Source organism: Blautia sp. MCC270 (assembly GCF_018785605.1).
Lineage (GTDB): Bacteria > Bacillota > Clostridia > Lachnospirales > Lachnospiraceae > Blautia_A > Blautia_A fusiformis.
In genome coordinates this window covers 1-17432 of the sequence record NZ_WQQD01000066.1, presented here as the reverse complement: position 1 = coordinate 17432, position 17432 = coordinate 1, and the positions used below count along the sequence as shown (strand labels likewise).

The window sequence follows — 17432 nt, the reverse complement described above, 5'->3', positions numbered from 1 at the left end:
GCATGTTTGAGAGTCTTGAGAAGGTTGAGTACAACAGACAGCATGAGTATATGACGGAATCCAGAGAAAAAAAAGATGTTGCCTATCTTTCTCAATTGAAAAAAGAGTACGGCCTGAATTGAGGGGATGTCAGATCGACGTGAAAAAATACGCACTGTTGGATACTGACTTCATTTCCAAAACGCACTCTGTTTAAGATGAAATGTTTTGTCTGCATAGCAGAAGAAGGCGGTGAAAACATCTTAAAAGTATACAAAGTATATTGCGAAGAAAAATCGCATATGATATAATGCTCGCAGGCAAAAAAGAATTAAAGTGTTTATAACAAAAAAATCAAAAGCCCTCGAAGTTGCAGCTTCCAGGGCTTTCTTCTTATTTCATTTTTTATTACAGTGGACAAGGAATCATCAGGTCAGAGTTGCGCTGTTTGCAGTATAGAAGATAATTGTTGATTTTATTACGAAACAGGAATATTCAGTTAGGCTTACGCACAACAGAAAATTCTCATTCAATGCAGAAAGGGGCGGTTTTATGAAGCAGGATACACTGGAGGGCAGAGCAAAAACGAAAAACGGTGTCATTCGATTATGCTTTTCGGTGCTTTGTATTTTGTTGGAAGCAGCTTTTATCATTATCGTGATTACAAGGCTGAATGAATATGCGGAGATCGTTAATCTGCTGACTAGAGTCTTTGCAGGAATTCTGGTTCTGGCACTATATGCATCCGATCAGACCTCTTCCATGAAAATGCCGTGGATCATTCTGATACTTGTGTTTCCGATCATGGGTGTAGCACTGTATCTTCTGATTGGATTAAATGGCGGAACCCGTAAAATGCGAGAACGATATGCGGATATCGACAGAAAGCTTCTGCCGCTTCTGCCGGACAATCGGGAAAAACTGGAAAATATCAAAAATAAAATCCCCAAAGCAGGAAATATCAGTGAGTATATTTGGAAAAATGCAGGTTATCCCGTATACCAGAATACGGATATTGTTTATTATGATGAGGCGGTAAAGGGATTAGAAGCACAATTATCGGCACTGTCAAAGGCTGAAAAGTTTATTTTTATGGAATACCATGCGATAGAAGATGCAGAGGCCTGGAAAAAGATCCAGAAAGTGCTGGAGGAGCGTGTACAGGCAGGCGTGGAAGTGCGAGTATTTTATGATGATATGGGTTCTATTGGCTTTATTAATACGGATTTTGTAAAAAAGATGGAGCAGATCGGAATCCACTGCCGGGTATTTAATCCGTTTATGCCGGGTCTGAATGTATTTCTGAACAACCGTGATCATCGAAAAATAACTGTGATCGATGGAAAAGTAGCTTTCACAGGCGGCTATAATCTGGCAAATGAATATTTTAATTACACCAATCCTTACGGACAATGGAAGGATACCGGGATTCGTCTTGAAGGCGATGCAGTTCAGTCGCTGACAGCAACATTCCTTGAAATGTGGAATGCAGCCAATGGCAGGAATAATAATGAGGATTTCAGCAAATATTTTATAAGATCAGAATATAAGGCAGATCAGAACGGATTTGTACAGCCTTATGCAGATAGTCCAATGGATGATGAACAGGTAGGAGAGGAAGTTTATATCAGCATGGTCAACAAAGCTGAAAAATACTGCTGGTTTATAACGCCATATCTGATCATTACGGATGAAATGACACATGCGCTGTGTCTTGCTGCAAAGCGGGGGATTGATGTCAGGATCATTACACCGGGTATCCCGGATAAAAAAATGATTTACAGTGTTACACGTTCCTTTTATCATGGACTGGTTAAAAATGGAGTGCGGATCTACGAGTGGACACCTGGCTTCTGTCACGCCAAGATGAGCGTGGCAGATGACTGTATGGCAACCTGCGGAACCATAAATCTGGATTACAGAAGTCTTTATCATCATTTTGAAAACGGATGCTTTATGGCAGACAGTCCGGCTGTGTTATCCATACGAAATGACCTGGAAGAAACAATGAAGGAATGTCGGGAAGTAACAGAACAATACCGTACAGGACGCAGTGCATATCTTCGTCTGGGACAGCTTTTCATGAGATTGTTTGCAGGATTATTGTAAGGAAGAGGTGTAGATTTATGTGTACAGCAGCAACGTATCAGACAAAGGATTTTTATATGGGAAGAACTCTTGACTATGAGTTTTCCTATGGGGAAGAGGTGACCATAACCCCAAGAAATTATGAGTTCGATTTCCGATATGCAGGAAAAGCAAAAACACATTATGCTCTCATAGGAATGGCGTTTGTAGCAGGAGATTATCCGCTTTATTATGATGCGGCTAATGAAAAGGGACTGGGTATGGCAGGACTTAACTTTGTGGGGAATGCGGCATATGCAGAGGAAGCGACAGAGGCAGATAAGGATCTTGTCCAGGTGGCGCAATATGAATTTATTCCATGGATACTTACCCAATGTGCTTCGGTGGCTGAAGCAAGGAGGATGCTTTCCAATATGAAGCTTATGGGAACACCCTTCAGTGAACAGCTTCCAACGGCACAGCTTCACTGGATGATCGCAGACAAGGAGGAATGCATCGTTGTAGAATCCATGAAAGACGGAATGCACATCTATGACGATCCTGTTGGCGTACTTACAAATAATCCTCCATTCCCCGGTCAGATGTTTGCACTTAACAATTATGCGGGTGTATCCAGAAAGCAGCCGGAAAGTACATTTGCAGGAGTGCTGGAGCTGGATCCATATAGCAGAGGAATGGGCGGAATGGGAATTCCGGGAGATCTTTCAAGCCAGTCAAGATTTGTAAAGGTTGCATTTACAAAATTAAACGCAATATCCGGAGATGGGGAAAACGAAAGTGTCAGCCAGTTTTTCCATATTTTAGGCTCTGTTGATCAGCAGCGGGGATGCTGTGAGGTATCAGAGGGCGCATATGAGATCACGATCTATACTTCATGCTGCAACACGACAAAGGGAATCTATTATTATACCACATATGATAATCACCAGATAACCGCAGTAGATATGTATGCGGAAAACCTTGATTCAGACAAGCTGATCCGTTATCCGATCATATTAAACGGTGAGATCCGATGGCATAATAAATAAGAACAGGATTTTTACAGCAGATAATGAGGTAGGAAGATGAAAAATTATTCAATAGTATTCAGCAGCTTAACCGGTAATACAAAAAAGCTGCCAGTCAGCCGATCGTAGTGTATACAGAGATTTGACTTTACAGTAGAGAAAAATATCAAGTATAATACTATAGCATTATTAAAAATCCCTTCCGGGAAAACAGAAAAACCACAATGATAAAGGAATATAACAAATGAGTATTTTAAATGTAGAACACCTGACCCACGGGTTTGGAGACAGAGCGATTTTCGAAGATGTATCTTTCCGGCTTCTTAAGGGAGAACACATCGGACTTGTAGGCGCTAATGGCGAAGGAAAGTCCACATTTATGAGTATTGTGACCGGAAAACTGATGCCGGATGAGGGCAAGGTAGAGTGGGCAAAAAATGTCCACGCAGGCTATCTGGATCAGCATGCAGTTCTGGAAAAGGGGATGACCATCGGCCAGGTGCTGAAATCCGCTTTTGATCCTCTTCTCAAAAAAGAAGAACGGATGAACGAGATCTGCGACAAGCTGGGAACTGCAGATCCTGACGAGATGGATGGTCTGATGGAAGAGCTTGGAACGATCCAGGACGAACTGACACTTCACGATTTTTATGCGATCGATGCCAAAGTGGAGGAGGTTGCCAGAGCTCTGGGCCTTCTGGATCTTGGGCTTGACCGTGATGTTACGGATCTAAGCGGCGGACAGAGAACCAAGGTACTTCTTGCGAAGCTTCTTCTCGAGAAGCCAGATATCCTGCTTCTGGATGAGCCTACCAACTATCTGGATGAGGAGCATATTGCATGGCTGAAAAGATATCTTCTGGATTATGAGAATGCATTTATCCTTATTTCCCACGATATTCCTTTCCTGAATTCTGTAGTTAACATTATCTATCACATGGAAAATCAGGAACTGAACCGTTATGTAGGAGATTACGATCATTTCCAGGAGGTCTATGCGGTCAAGAAGGCACAGCTGGAGGCTGCTTACCGCAAACAGCAGCAGGAGATCAGTGAGCTGAAGGATTTCGTAGCAAGGAATAAGGCCCGTGTTTCCACAAGAAACATGGCTATGTCCCGCCAGAAAAAGCTGGACAAGATGGATGTGATCGAGCTGGCAGCAGAGAAGCCGAAGCCGGAGTTCAAATTCCGTTATGGCCGAACACCAGGAAAGATGCTTTTTGAGACTCATGATCTTGTGATCGGTTATGATGAGCCGCTTTCCAAGCCACTGAATTTTACGATGGAGCGAGGACAGAAGATCGCACTGGTGGGAACCAATGGAATAGGAAAAACAACACTTCTTCGAAGCCTTCTTGGACTGATCAAGCCTCTTTCCGGAAGCGTGGAGCAGGGCGAGAACCTTGAGATCGGATATTTTGAGCAGGAAGTTAAAGGTGAGAATCGAACTACCTGTATCGAAGAACTCTGGCAGGAATTCCCGTCATTTTCCCAGTATGAAGTGCGTTCCGCACTGGCAAAATGCGGCCTGACGACCAAGCATATTGAGAGCCAGGTACGAGTTTTAAGCGGTGGTGAGCAGGCAAAAGTGCGTCTTTGCAAGCTGGTGAACCGTGACACCAATATTCTTCTTCTGGACGAGCCTACCAATCATCTGGATGTAGATGCAAAAGACGAGCTGAAAAAAGCTCTCCGGGAATACCGCGGAAGTATTCTTCTCATCTGCCATGAACCGGAATTTTACCAGGATGTGGTAAATGAAGTCTGGGATATGAGCAAGTGGACAACCAAGATATTCTGATAATGGATATAGATATATGGCAGAAAAGACAGATATAATTTAAAAAGTACAATAAATGGGACATAAAGATGACAGTATAAGGGCAGCAGAGTCTGCCAGACAGAATACAGAGGACAAATAAATGAAAGAAACACAATTGAAAAAATTCAGTATCGTTATGGAGGGCGGCGGTATGCGAGGCTTGTATACAGCCGGTGTGATCGATGTTCTGATGGAAAATGAGATTTATGCGGACAGTGCGGTGGGCGTATCGGCTGGAGCTGTTTTTGGATGCAATTATAAGTCTAGGCAGATCGGAAGAGTTCTTCGCTATAACAAAAAGTACTGCAAGGATAAAAGACTTGCAAGCATCCGGAACTGGATCACCACAGGAGATGTATACAGCCGGGAATTCGGATATTATGAACTGCCCTGGAAGCTGGATATTTTTGACCGTCAGACCTACGCAGAAAATCCCATGAAATTTACAGTGGTGTGTACGGACCTGGATACAGGAAAACCGGTGTATCATGAATGTCCCAACGGAGATGTGGAGGATATTGAATGGATGCGTGCGTCTGCATCGATCCCGATAGCCTCCCGACCGGTGAAGCTTGAGGGAAAGAGACTTCTGGACGGTGGTGTGTCTGATCCGATCCCGGTTAAGTGGATGCTTTCCAGGGGATACGAAAAAAACGTAGTGGTGCTTACCAGAGATGTGAAGTACCGAAAAAAAGCAAACCCGAAGATGCAGCTTTTTTTGAAAGCAGTATTACATAAATATCCGGCTTTTCTGAAGGATTTGGAGGAACGGCATATCCATTATAATGAAACACTGGAGGAACTGTCTGCTCTGGAAAAAGAGGGTCGCGTTCATATCATCCGTCCGAGCAGTCCCATCCAGGCGGCGATGATCGAGCGTGATGAGAGCAATCTGGAGCGGATCTACCAGACAGGAAGAGCAGATATGAAAAAGGATCTGGAGAAGCTGAAAGCTTACCTGGATTCCTGAATCACAGACCGAAACAAAATTCGACTTATACCCCTTTCTATGTTATGATATTGGATATCATTACAACAGAAAGGGGTATTTTCAATGGGAGAAAAACCTCAGAATATAAAACACAGACATATAAGCTTGGGCGTGCTTGCCCATGTGGATGCAGGAAAGACGACATTATCGGAAGGCCTGCTTTTTAAATGCGGAAGGATCCGGAAAATCGGAAGAGTCGATCACAAGGATGCGTATCTGGATACCTATGAGCTTGAGAGGGAGAGAGGAATCACCATTTTTTCAAAGCAGGCAGTTTTTTCCATGGGGGATATGGAAGTGACACTTCTGGATACACCGGGGCATGTGGATTTTTCTGCTGAGATGGAGCGTACCCTGCAGGTGCTGGATTATGCGATCCTGGTGATCAACGGAGCAGATGGTGTGCAAGGGCATACACAGACATTGTGGAGACTGCTGACACAGTATAAGATCCCAACATTTCTTTTTGTAAATAAAATGGATCAGGAAGGAACAGACAGGGAAAGACTTCTTGAGGAGCTGAAGAAGAAATTAAGCGGATGCTGTGTGGATTTTAGTGGAGAACTGGAATGCTCCGGTGCAGAAGCAGCAGGGAAAAAGGAGAATCCTGTGGATAACTCCGGGAAATATCCGTCAGCTGAAGGAATGCAGCTGAAAGACAACGCCAGTGAAGCAGAAAAAGAGAATATATCCGGAACGCAGGGCACTTCTGATAAAATAAATGGAACGGATGATTTTCTGGAAAATATCGCCATGTGTGAGGAGAACCTTCTGGAAAGCTTCCTGGAAACAGGAACGATCGCAAAAAAGGACGTGGCAGAGCTGATCCTGGAGCGAAAGCTTTTTCCATGCTTCTTTGGATCTGCCCTGAAGATGGAAGGCGTAGATGCTTTTATCCATGGAATGGAGACCTACATGGCAGTACCGTCCTATCCCGCAGAATTCGGAGCCAGGATCTTTAAGATCGCCAGAGATGAGCAGGGAAACCGTCTCACTTATATGAAGATCACCGGCGGCAGCCTGAAGGTTAAGGAGACGCTGACCAATGCAGGAAGAAATGGTATTCCGGCAGAGGAGATCTGGGAGGAAAAGGCAGATCAGATCCGTATCTATTCCGGTGCAAAATTTGAAATGCTCAAAGAGGCAGAGGCAGGAACCGTCTGTGCAGTTACAGGTCTTACCGAAACATATCCGGGAGAGGGACTTGGCATTGAGACGGATTCTGCCATGCCGGTGCTGGAACCGGTACTGAATTATCAGATCATCCTTCCGGAGGGCTGTGACGCTCACAGGATGCTGAAAAGCCTGAAGGAGCTGGAGGAGGAAGAACCGCAGCTTCATATCATGTGGGATGAGCAGCTGGGAGAGATCCACGCCATGCTGATGGGCGAGGTACAGATCGAGATCCTGAAGCATCTGATCTGGGAGCGTTTTCATGTGGCAGTAGAATTTGGGACCGGTAATATCGTATACAAAGAAACCATTGCCGCACCGGTGGAAGGCGTGGGACATTTTGAACCGCTTCGTCATTATGCGGAGGTGCATCTTCTTCTGGAACCGGGAGAGAGAGGAAGCGGACTGCAGTTTTTTACTGCGGCAAATGAAGATCAGCTGGATCGGAACTGGCAGCGGCTGATCCTGACACATCTGGAGGAAAAAGAGCATCTGGGAGTCCTTACCGGATCACCCATCACCGATATGCAGATCACACTTCTCACCGGGCGGGCACATCAGAAGCATACGGAAGGTGGAGATTTCCGGCAGGCGACCTACCGTGCTGTGCGCCAGGGCCTCAAGAAAGCGGAGACAGTTCTTCTGGAACCCTATTACAGCTTCCGACTTGAGGTTCCGGCAGAAAATGTAGGCCGTGCCATGACGGATATCCAGAGGATGCAGGGAACCTTTCAGGGGCCGGAAACCCAGGGAGAGCTGTCGGTGATCACAGGAAGTGCGCCGGTGGCAAAAATGAGGGATTATCAGAGCCAGGTAGTTTCCTACACAAGAGGCAGAGGTCATCTGACCTGTACTCTGAATGGCTATGAACCCTGTCAGGATCAGGAGCAGATCGCAGAGGAGATCGGATATGATTCCGAGAGAGATCTTGAGAATCCTACAGGCTCTGTATTCTGTGCCCATGGAGCAGGCTTCGTGGTTCCCTGGTATGAGGTAGAAGAATATATGCATCTGGAAGGAGCTCAGCTTCCGGACAGTAATGATGCCTATGAGGATTCCGACAACAGCTTTGCAGGAGTGCGTTCAGTTCAGGGAACAGCCAAAAACAGTCCGGATCACAGAACAGCCAATGCCGGCCGTGGAAAATATACCTCCATGTATGGAAGCTACGAAGAGGAAAAAGAACTGAAGGCAATCTTTGAGAAAACCTTTGGTCCGGTGAGCTCAAAGAGATACAGCAGTAACAGCCGAAGCTTCGGAAATCCGGAAAGCGGAAGCAGCTTTTCCGGGAAGGGAGGCAAAGGTGCAGCAGATTCCGGCCTTCCGGCAAAATCTGGTCACGGCGCCTGGAGAAACAGCAGTCCGGCCATCCACAGAGAGGACTATCTGCTGGTGGACGGCTGCAATATTATATTTGCTTGGGAGGATTTAAGAGATCTGGCACAGGCAGACTTTCATGCGGCACAGTCCAGGTTAATGGATATATTAAGCGATTATCAGGGGATCAAGGGCTGCATCCTGATCCTGGTATTTGATGCCTACCGTGTGGAGGGCCATCCGGAGGAAACCTTCCAGTATCATAACATTCATGTTGTCTATACAAAAGAAGCGGAAACTGCAGACCAGTATATTGAACGCACTGTCCATAAAATCGGACGGAAGCATAACGTGACAGTTGCCACATCAGACGGACTGGAGCAGATCATCATTATGGGACAGGGAGCCGCCAGGATCTCAGCGCGCGGATTCAAAGATGAGATCGCTTCCGCAAAACAGCAGATGAGAGAAGAATGGCAGGAGCGCAGGGACAACAGCAAAACCTATCTCTTTGACAGTATGACACCGGAACTGAAATCTCATATGGAAGACATCCGTCTGGGAAGAAAGAAAAAAGAAGAATTATAACAAAAAATACATGCCCTCATTGTGGGCATATTTCACAAAAATAAAAAAACTTTTTGAATTCTTTTGCAAATAAATGGGAAAAGTAGTAAAATAAGGATAGAATCCTCAGTGAGAAGCTCCTTGTCTGGATATATAACCTGGCAGGGAGCTTTCATTAGAGCACAATAAGCGCCAGGATAACAAAAGAAAAGTAAAAAAATGAAAGGAAGTGGAAAAATGTTTGAAACAGGCGAATATGTTGTGTATGGTCGTACCGGCATCTGCCAGGTAACAGGAGTTACCACAATGAGGGTGGATGGTTCCTCCGGCGAGAAGCTTTATTATGTACTGAGGCCCGGAGGAGAAACAGATGGGAAGATATTTACACCGGTGGAAGGTGGAAAGCAGGTGCTTCGCGGAATCATTACGAGGGAAGAAGCGGAGAGGCTTATCGATGAGATCCCATCCATTGAGACACTGAGTATTGAGAATGAGAAATTCCGGGAGGATAGCTACAAGAAATGCATCCGTACCTGTGAATGCAGAGATCTTCTTCGGATCATCAAGACGATCTACGTCAGAAAACAGGCCAGATTATCTCATGGCAAAAAAACAACCGCTACAGACGAGCGGTATCTGAAGCTTGCAGAGGATCATCTCTATTCTGAATTTTCCATGTTACTGGATATCCCCAAAGAACATATGGCAGATTATATTGAACAGCGAGTACACCAGCAGAAGGAAGCCGAAGAACAGGTATGCGCTGTTTGACAAAGCAGAGCGTATCTGCTATGGTATTTCCGGTAACCTTCCAGAAATCCTGTATCTGTGACAGAAGCTTCACAGGAAGTGGAGAACAGATCCAGGATCAGTCTGAATGTTATAAAGAAAAGGAGATGCCAGAGAAATGAGAGAACAGCTTACCCGCAAGGATGTTGAAAAAATAGAGCAGGAGATCGAACACCGTAAACTGGTAGTACGTAAGGAAGCCATTGAGGCGGTCAAGGAGGCACGTGCCCAGGGAGACTTAAGTGAGAACTTTGAGTATTATGCAGCCAAGAAGCATAAGAATCAGAACGAGAGCCGCATCCGTTATCTGGAGAGGATGCTGAAGACTGCATCCATTGTATCCGATGCTTCCAGATCTGACGAAGTGGGAATGGACGATATCGTGGAAGTCCTTTTTGAAGAAGATAATGAGGTGGAGAAGTACAAGCTGGTTACTTCCATCCGCGGAAATTCCATGGAAAACCGTATCAGTATTGAATCGCCTATCGGCAAGGCACTGCGCGGTCATCGTGTAGGAGACCGGGTGGAAGTAAAGGTCAATGATGATTACAGCTATTACCTTGTAATAAAATCCATCGACAAGACCGGATCTGAGGATGAGGAGATCCGCGGATTCTGATCACAGATCGCAGGGCAGCTCTGCTCATGAGCATGCAGCTCAGCGGAATGAGAATATCCGCAGCACAAAACACATCATAAGGATAAAAACCACTGTACGATATATAGGACAGAGAGATCCTGACGGGAAATCGGTTTCCCGTAACAGGATCCTCTGTTTTATTTTTTTTACACAGATTTTACATTCCAGTGGGGAAAATTTTACAATAGGTCGCTATTATGAAAATCGTTGAAATGAGAAAAAAGGAAATCAAACATATCAAAAAGAGAAAGTGAAGGAGAGTATTATGGACTTTTTCAGCGTACTGGCATTGCTTGGCGGCCTTGCTATTTTCCTTTATGGAATGAACTTAATGGGAGACGGGCTTGCGAAGGTTGCAGGCGGAAAGCTTGAGCGGATCCTGGAGACACTTACCTCCAATCCCATCAGAGCCGTTCTTCTTGGAATGGGTGTGACTGCAGTGATCCAGTCATCCTCGGCAACTACCGTTATGGTCGTTGGTTTTGTAAACTCGGGAATCATGAAGCTGTCCCAGGTTGTGGGAATCATCATGGGTGCCAATATCGGTACTACCGTAACCTCATGGATCTTAAGTCTTACAGGTATCCAGAGTGATAACTTTATTATCCGGCTTTTTAAGCCGACGTCATTTTCACCGATCTTGGCACTGATCGGCGTGGTTTTGATCATGTTTACAAAAAGCCAGAAGAAAAAGGACGTGGGAGCGATCTTTGTAGGCTTTGCGATCCTGATGTATGGAATGAATGCCATGAGCGGAGCTGTGGAACCTCTTGCAGAGGTACCGGAGTTTACCGGAATGCTGGTGAAATTCTCCAATCCGATCCTTGGAGTTGTGGCCGGAGCAGTGCTGACAGCGATCATCCAGTCGTCCTCCGCATCGGTTGGTATCCTCCAGGCACTGTGCCTTACCGGAATGGTACCGTTCAGTGCAGCACTTCCTATTATCATGGGACAGAATATCGGTACCTGTATCACTGCGATCCTTTCAGCCATCGGAGCCAGCAAAAACGCAAAACGTGCGGCTATGGTCCATCTGTATTTCAATCTGATCGGAACCATGCTGTTCATGGCAGTATTTTATGCGATAAATGCAGCAGTACATTTTTCATTTATGGCACAGGCAGCGACTCCGGCCGGGATCGCGATCCTGCACAGTGCCTTCAATATCACGGCAACTCTTGTTCTTCTTCCGTTTGGAAAGGCTCTGGAGAAGCTTGCCTGTCTTACTATCCGCGACAGGAAGGAAGAGGAGGAGAAGGTGGCAGCAGATCCGGATTTCATGATCCTGGAAAGCCGTTTTCTGGAGAAACCTGCATTTGCAGTTGAGCAGAGCAGGAATGCAGCGAAAAAAATGGCAGAGGATTCTCACAGAACTCTGTTTACCGCCCTGGACCTTCTGAAGAATTTTAGCGCAGAAGGAAAGGCTCTGGTGGAAGAAGCAGAGAAAAAGGTAGACCGTTATGAGGATGAACTTGGAACTTATCTTGTAAAACTGAACCAGAAGGATCTTTCCGTTCATGACAGTCACAGTGTTTCCATCATGCTCCACTGTATCGGTGATTTCGAGAGGATTTCCGATCACGGTGTGAACATCATGGAATCCGCACAGGAGCTTTATGAAAAAGGCCTGAAGTTTTCGGATAAGGCGCTGGAAGAGTTACGTGTCATGGAGCATGCGGTGGAAGACATTGTAGATATTGCTTACAAGGTTTACGAAAATCAGGATGTGCAGCTTGCGAGAGAGATCGAGCCACTGGAGGAAGTGATCGATGAACTCAGCAAGGAACTGAAGTACCGGCATATCCAGAGACTTCGCGCCGGAGAATGTACTATTGAAATGGGATTCATCCTGTCCGATGTGACTACCAGCCTGGAGCGTGTGGCAGATCACTGTTCCAATATCGGTGTCTGTGTGACACAGGTTCATGAAGATGCTTTTGATACACATCAGCACCTGAAGCAGATCAAACATGGGCCGGACGAAACCTTCTACCGTGCGCTGGAGGTGATCCGGAGTCAGTATCAGCTTCCGGAAATAAAGGATGAGCCGGCGGCAGCCCAGATGGCAGCGGCAGGCAGCCAATAAAAAGATATCGAAATAATGCTATGCCCTGGTTATCTGTATCAGCAGACGGCCAGGGCTTGTGCAGTAAAAAGAAAGCAGTTATACTGAAGGCATGGAACAAAAAAGACCAGACGATTATGAAGTGCCAACGGCAAAAAAATGAACAGAGAGGATATAGAATGATCTACTGTGTGGAAGATGAGAGAAATATCAGAGAGCTTCTTGTCTATACCCTGGAGACAACAGGCTTTGAGGCAGAAGGTTTTGAAACCGGGGCAGAACTTGACACAGCCATGAAAAAAAATATGCCGGAACTGATCCTGCTGGATATCATGCTCCCGGGTGAAGATGGGTATAATATTTTGAAACGACTGAAAAGTGATACCAGGACCCGGGATATCCCGGTGATCATGGTCACAGCCAAAGAAGCGGAGTTTGACAAGGTAAAAGGCCTGGAGGGCGGCGCAGATGATTACATCACCAAGCCCTTCGGGATGATGGAATTTGTAGCCAGGGTCAAAGCGGTCCTTCGGCGCTGCGCAAGGCAGAGCGAAGAGAGGGAACTGCACTGTAAGGGTCTTCGTGTCAATGTGTCCCGTCACGAAGTCAGCTATCAGGGTGAGGTGAAGGAGCTGACCAGAAAGGAATTCGAGCTTCTGGAATATCTTATGGAGAACAAAGGACTGGTCATGTCCAGAAACCAGATCCTGTGCCATGTGTGGGGCTATGATTTTGACGGAGAAACAAGGACTGTAGATGTTCATGTACGGACTCTCCGACAAAAGCTGGGAGAAGCCGGAAATCTGATCGAGACAGTGCGTGGCGTGGGATACCGGATCGGAGATCATGTATGAAAAAGAAAATTCTGCATCATACAAGCATTATGATCATTTTTGCTGTTCTTGTCACGTTTCTGGCAGCAAGTGTGGTCACCTACAATAAATTAAACACATACATGCAGCGGGGAGTCCGTGAGGAAGCGCAGTATATCTGCCTTGCCATGGATGAGTATGGAGATTCCTTTCTCACAAAAAAGCTTCGGACAGTATCATCAAGTCGTGTGACTCTCATCCGTAAAGACGGAACCGTTCTCTACGATTCTGAGGCCTCTCCGAAAAAACTGGCAAATCACAGTGATCGTCCGGAATTTATACAGGCAGAAAAAAATGGAAAAAGCGAAAGTATCCGTTATTCAGAAACCTTTGCAAAAAAGACCTTTTATTATGCGGTGAAGCTGGATGACGGAAACGTGCTCCGTGTAGGAAAAACCGTAGACTCTATATATTCCACATGGATCTCAAGTCTTGCTGTGCTGGGACTTCTGATGCTCCTGGTACTGATCCTGGAGTTTGTTTTTGCACAGAGACAGACCAGAGAGCTGATCCGTCCGGTCAACGATCTGGATTTGGAGCATCCGCTGAACAATGTGTGCTATGAGGAGCTGCGTCCCCTTCTTGTGCGGGTGGATGAACAGAACCGGCAGATCCGGCAGCAGGTAAAAGAACTGAAGGAGGCAGAGGAGATCCGAAAGGAATTTTCTGCAAATGTTTCCCATGAGCTGAAGACCCCGCTGATGTCCATTTCCGGTTATGCGGAGCTTATGATGAACGGCATGGTTCCGGCAGATCATATACAGGAATTTTCCGGAAGGATCTACCATGAATCAATAAGACTTTCCAATCTGGTAGCGGATATCATCCAGCTTTCCAGACTGGATGAAAGCAACAGTGAGGTTCCTTTTGAAGAGGTGGATCTTTATGAGCTTGCGGAAGACGTAAGAAATAATCTCAGACATCCTGCCGGAAAGAAAAATATTTTCCTTGAGCTTGCCGGAAGTGCAGAGAAGATCAAGGGTGTCCGCCATGTACTCTATGAGATGCTTTTTAATATTGCAGACAATGCAGTCCGCTATACAGAACAGAATGGTCATGTGCGGATCATGGTAGGCAACCGGAAAGGGCATCCGTTCTACTGTGTGGCAGATGACGGGATCGGAATCCCGAAAAGTGAACAGGGAAGGATCTTTGAGCGCTTTTACCGGGTAGACAAAAGCCATTCCAGACAGACCGGCGGAACAGGTCTGGGGCTTTCCATTGTGAAGCATGGAGCAACGCTTCATCATGCACAGATCAACGTGGAAAGTGAACAGGGAGTTGGAACCAGGATGGAGATCGTTTTCCCGGAGAATACTTCTGACCGAAAATAAACTGAAAATAATCAGTAGGATTTCATGGTGAAGTGTAGTATAATAAAAAAAGGTTCAAAGGCCGGTCGGATGAGAATCTGACCGGCTTAAACTATGTATGGGAAAAAATCCCTGTATTTCTAAAAATCAGGAGGAACAAAATTATGAAAGAGCCGGTTCTGGTAGTAATGGCAGCAGGAATGGGAAGCCGCTACGGCGGACTGAAACAGATCGATCCTGTAGATCAGGAAGGTCATATCATCATGGATTTTTCCATTTATGATGCCGTACGTGCAGGCTTTAAGAAAGTGATATTCATCATAAAAAAAGAGAATGAACAGGATTTCCGCGATGCCATCGGCGACCGCTTAAGTGACAAGGTGGAGATCGTTTATGTGCATCAGGATCTTAACAACATCCCGGAAGGCTTCCAGGTTCCGGAAGGCCGTGTGAAGCCATGGGGAACCGGACATGCGGTATTAAGCTGTGCCGGAGAGATCGACGGACCGTTTGTGGTGATCAATGCAGATGATTATTATGGAACCCATGCCTTTAAGATGGCGTATGATTTCCTGATCCAGGCTCAGGAGGACACCGTACCTGCCCAGTATATGATGGTAGGCTACCGTCTTGAGAATACCCTGACAGACAACGGCTACGTTTCCAGAGGTGTCTGTGAGACAGATGAAAATGGATATCTTGCAGATATCAATGAGCGAACACACATTGAGAAACGTGACGGCGGAGCAGCCTACACAGAGGACGATGGAAAAACCTGGACAAGTCTCCCGGGAGAGACTCCGGTATCCATGAACATGTGGGGATTCACCGGCGGATTTATGAAAGAGCTGGTAAAACGCTTCCCGGTATTCCTTGAAAAGAGCATCCCGGAAAATCCTCTGAAATGCGAATATTTCCTTCCGTTTGTAGTTGACGAGCTCCTCCAGGAAAAAAAGGCAGCAGTCAGGGTCCTTACCACACAGGATAAATGGTACGGAGTGACCTATAAAGAGGACAAACCGGTAGTGGTAGCCGCGATCCAGAATCTGAAGGATCAGGGACTTTATCCGCAGGGACTCTGGGATTAAGTAGTAAACCTGGTTTTCTGCTATTGTGGAAACAAAGGAACAGTGCTAAAATAAACAGGAACAGTTAGATCCAATAGAGGAGGAGAAAAACTATGGCAATTTTAGTAACAGGTGGAGCAGGATACATTGGAAGTCATACCGTTGTCGAGCTGCAGAGCGCAGGATATGATGTTGTAGTAGTTGACAATTTATGCAATTCCAGTGAGAAGGCTCTGGACAGAGTATCCAAGATCACAGGCAAACCGGTGAAATTCTATAAAGCAGATATCCTGGACCGCGAAGCATTAAATGAAGTTTTTGACAAAGAAGAGATCGACTCCTGTATTCATTTTGCAGGACTGAAAGCAGTTGGTGAATCTGTTGCCAAGCCGTGGGAGTATTATGAGAACAATATCGCAGGAACCCTTACTCTTGTAGACGTGATGAGAAAACATAATGTTAAAAATATTATTTTCTCTTCCTCAGCAACCGTATACGGAGATCCGGCAATGATCCCGATCACCGAGGAGTGCCCGAAGGGACAGTGTACCAACCCATATGGCTGGACCAAATCCATGCTGGAGCAGATCCTTACAGACATCCAGAAGGCAGACCCGGAGTGGAACGTAGTTCTTCTTCGTTACTTCAACCCGATCGGTGCTCATAAGAGCGGAACCATCGGTGAGAATCCAAATGGTATCCCGAACAACCTGATGCCATATATCACACAGGTAGCAGTAGGCAAGCTGAAAGAGCTTGGCGTATTCGGAAACGATTACGATACACCGGATGGAACAGGTGTCCGTGACTACATCCACGTAGTAGACCTTGCCAAGGGCCATGTAAAAGCCCTTAAGAAGCTGGAAGACAATTCCGGATTAAGCATCTACAACCTTGGAACCGGAAAAGGCTACAGTGTTCTTGATATCGTTAAGAACTTTGAGGCAGCTACCGGCGTTAAGATCCCATATGTGATCAAACCACGCCGCCCAGGCGACATCGCAACCTGCTACTCCGATGCAACCAAAGCTGAGAAAGAGCTTGGCTGGAAGGCAGAGAACGGAATCCGCGAGATGTGTGCAGACTCCTGGAGATGGCAGAGCCAGAACCCTAATGGATATGAGGCTTAAGGAACAGAAAGCTTAATTACATAAAAATATAAAAGCGATATAAAACACGGCAGACAGCCCCGGAGGGATGTCTGCCGTGTTGTTTTTTTGAGAGTAAAAAGTCGCTTATCATTTCCATAAGCGACAAACAAGCCGGAAACCCGTATAAATGAGGACTTCCGGCCTGCTTTGACCATAATTCTGACTGCTAATAGTTCAGCTTTTCCATGCACTTCTGCTTTTGTTTTATGCTGCTGTGCACATAAATATCCATGGTGATCTTGACGGACGAATGTCCCAGAATTTCAGAAAGTGTCTTGCTGTCAAATCCCATTTCCGTACAACGGGTGGCAAAAGCATGCCGGAGAGAATGAATGTTGATACTGGGGATTTCACATTGCTGAAGGAGCTTCTGGAATTTACGCTGTATATTTCTGGGCTCCATACATTTACGATTCGTACCCGTCAGCAGGTATGAATCAGGTTCAGCAGCAATCCGCTTCATTTTTTTCAATAAAAAATCAGGGATTGGAATATCCCTGATGGATGAGACTGATTTAGGAGGACCTATCATTAAAACGGTTTTGGGTTCGTCATCAGATTCACCAGAATAATCAAGATTTTTTATCCGTG

Annotated in this window: 14 protein-coding genes; 13 read left to right on the top strand and 1 reads right to left on the bottom strand. The window is 45.8% G+C overall.

What is annotated here, in order from left to right; genetic code table 11:
- The first annotated feature begins 531 nt into the window (after positions 1-531).
- The 13 genes from cls (at position 532) to galE (ending at position 16820) form a co-directional block, all read left to right on the top strand.
- Positions 532-2088 carry a cardiolipin synthase gene (gene cls, locus GPK58_RS12325; protein WP_215638725.1) on the top strand — a complete coding sequence of 519 codons (1557 nt, stop codon included), beginning with the start codon at positions 532-534 and terminating at the stop codon, positions 2086-2088.
- 17 nt (positions 2089-2105) lie between these two features.
- On the top strand, positions 2106-3095 hold the full coding sequence (gene bsh / locus GPK58_RS12320; RefSeq protein ID WP_173722436.1) for a choloylglycine hydrolase: 990 nt from the start codon (positions 2106-2108) through the stop codon (positions 3093-3095).
- 223 nt (positions 3096-3318) lie between these two features.
- Positions 3319-4875 (top strand): ABC-F family ATP-binding cassette domain-containing protein, encoded by a 1557-nt coding sequence (locus GPK58_RS12315; protein ID WP_021652255.1) that lies wholly within the window; start codon positions 3319-3321, stop codon positions 4873-4875.
- A 121-nt stretch (positions 4876-4996) separates the two neighbouring features.
- Complete coding sequence (locus tag GPK58_RS12310) at positions 4997-5866, top strand: patatin-like phospholipase family protein (RefSeq protein WP_114002245.1); 870 nt, start codon at positions 4997-4999, stop codon at positions 5864-5866.
- Positions 5867-5950: 84 nt separating this feature from the next.
- On the top strand, positions 5951-8965 hold the full coding sequence (locus GPK58_RS12305; protein WP_215638724.1) for a translation factor GTPase family protein: 3015 nt from the start codon (positions 5951-5953) through the stop codon (positions 8963-8965).
- Positions 8966-9181: 216 nt separating this feature from the next.
- Positions 9182-9715, top strand: a complete 534-nt coding sequence (locus GPK58_RS12300) for a CarD family transcriptional regulator (protein ID WP_022427065.1) — start codon at positions 9182-9184, stop codon at positions 9713-9715.
- Positions 9712-9855 carry a hypothetical protein gene (locus GPK58_RS12295; protein ID WP_158526432.1) on the top strand — a complete coding sequence of 48 codons (144 nt, stop codon included), beginning with the start codon at positions 9712-9714 and terminating at the stop codon, positions 9853-9855. The genes GPK58_RS12300 and GPK58_RS12295 overlap by 4 nt, the downstream gene beginning before the upstream one ends.
- The gene (gene greA, locus GPK58_RS12290; RefSeq protein ID WP_015527340.1) at positions 9852-10352 is read left to right on the top strand and encodes a transcription elongation factor GreA; all 501 of its coding nucleotides are present in this window, start codon (positions 9852-9854) and stop codon (positions 10350-10352) included. Before GPK58_RS12295 ends, greA begins: the two co-directional genes overlap by 4 nt.
- A 286-nt stretch (positions 10353-10638) precedes the next feature.
- Positions 10639-12459, top strand: coding sequence for a Na/Pi cotransporter family protein (locus GPK58_RS12285; protein WP_015527339.1), 1821 nt, complete (start codon positions 10639-10641; stop codon positions 12457-12459).
- Positions 12460-12617: 158 nt separating this feature from the next.
- Complete coding sequence (locus GPK58_RS12280) at positions 12618-13292, top strand: winged helix-turn-helix domain-containing protein (protein WP_044961949.1); 675 nt, start codon at positions 12618-12620, stop codon at positions 13290-13292.
- Positions 13289-14644, top strand: coding sequence for a sensor histidine kinase (locus tag GPK58_RS12275; protein ID WP_215638723.1), 1356 nt, complete (start codon positions 13289-13291; stop codon positions 14642-14644). Before GPK58_RS12280 ends, GPK58_RS12275 begins: the two co-directional genes overlap by 4 nt.
- Positions 14645-14787: 143 nt before the next feature.
- Positions 14788-15711: a sugar phosphate nucleotidyltransferase gene (locus tag GPK58_RS12270; protein ID WP_021652265.1), complete on the top strand. Its 924-nt coding sequence runs from the start codon at positions 14788-14790 to the stop codon at positions 15709-15711.
- Between the two features lie 92 nt (positions 15712-15803).
- Positions 15804-16820 (top strand): UDP-glucose 4-epimerase GalE, encoded by a 1017-nt coding sequence (gene galE / locus GPK58_RS12265; RefSeq protein ID WP_015527335.1) that lies wholly within the window; start codon positions 15804-15806, stop codon positions 16818-16820.
- A gap of 187 nt (positions 16821-17007) precedes the next feature.
- On the opposite strand, the gene GPK58_RS12260 is transcribed toward galE, so the two are convergent.
- Positions 17008-17432: site-specific integrase (locus tag GPK58_RS12260; protein WP_215638722.1), on the bottom strand; the 425-nt coding region annotated here is incomplete at its 5' end.

Excerpts from the sequence above, each read along its gene's own strand:
- cls (WP_215638725.1), top strand. The coding sequence starts at position 532 with ATGAAGCAGGATACACTGGAGGGCAGAGCAAAAACGAAAAACGGTGTC.
- bsh (WP_173722436.1), top strand. The coding sequence starts at position 2,106 with ATGTGTACAGCAGCAACGTATCAGACAAAGGATTTTTATATGGGAAGA.
- GPK58_RS12315 (WP_021652255.1), top strand. The coding sequence starts at position 3,319 with ATGAGTATTTTAAATGTAGAACACCTGACCCACGGGTTTGGAGACAGA.
- GPK58_RS12310 (WP_114002245.1), top strand. The coding sequence starts at position 4,997 with ATGAAAGAAACACAATTGAAAAAATTCAGTATCGTTATGGAGGGCGGC.
- GPK58_RS12305 (WP_215638724.1), top strand. The coding sequence starts at position 5,951 with ATGGGAGAAAAACCTCAGAATATAAAACACAGACATATAAGCTTGGGC.
- GPK58_RS12300 (WP_022427065.1), top strand. The coding sequence starts at position 9,182 with ATGTTTGAAACAGGCGAATATGTTGTGTATGGTCGTACCGGCATCTGC.
- greA (WP_015527340.1), top strand. The coding sequence starts at position 9,852 with ATGAGAGAACAGCTTACCCGCAAGGATGTTGAAAAAATAGAGCAGGAG.
- GPK58_RS12285 (WP_015527339.1), top strand. The coding sequence starts at position 10,639 with ATGGACTTTTTCAGCGTACTGGCATTGCTTGGCGGCCTTGCTATTTTC.
- GPK58_RS12280 (WP_044961949.1), top strand. The coding sequence starts at position 12,618 with ATGATCTACTGTGTGGAAGATGAGAGAAATATCAGAGAGCTTCTTGTC.
- GPK58_RS12275 (WP_215638723.1), top strand. The coding sequence starts at position 13,289 with ATGAAAAAGAAAATTCTGCATCATACAAGCATTATGATCATTTTTGCT.
- GPK58_RS12270 (WP_021652265.1), top strand. The coding sequence starts at position 14,788 with ATGAAAGAGCCGGTTCTGGTAGTAATGGCAGCAGGAATGGGAAGCCGC.
- galE (WP_015527335.1), top strand. The coding sequence starts at position 15,804 with ATGGCAATTTTAGTAACAGGTGGAGCAGGATACATTGGAAGTCATACC.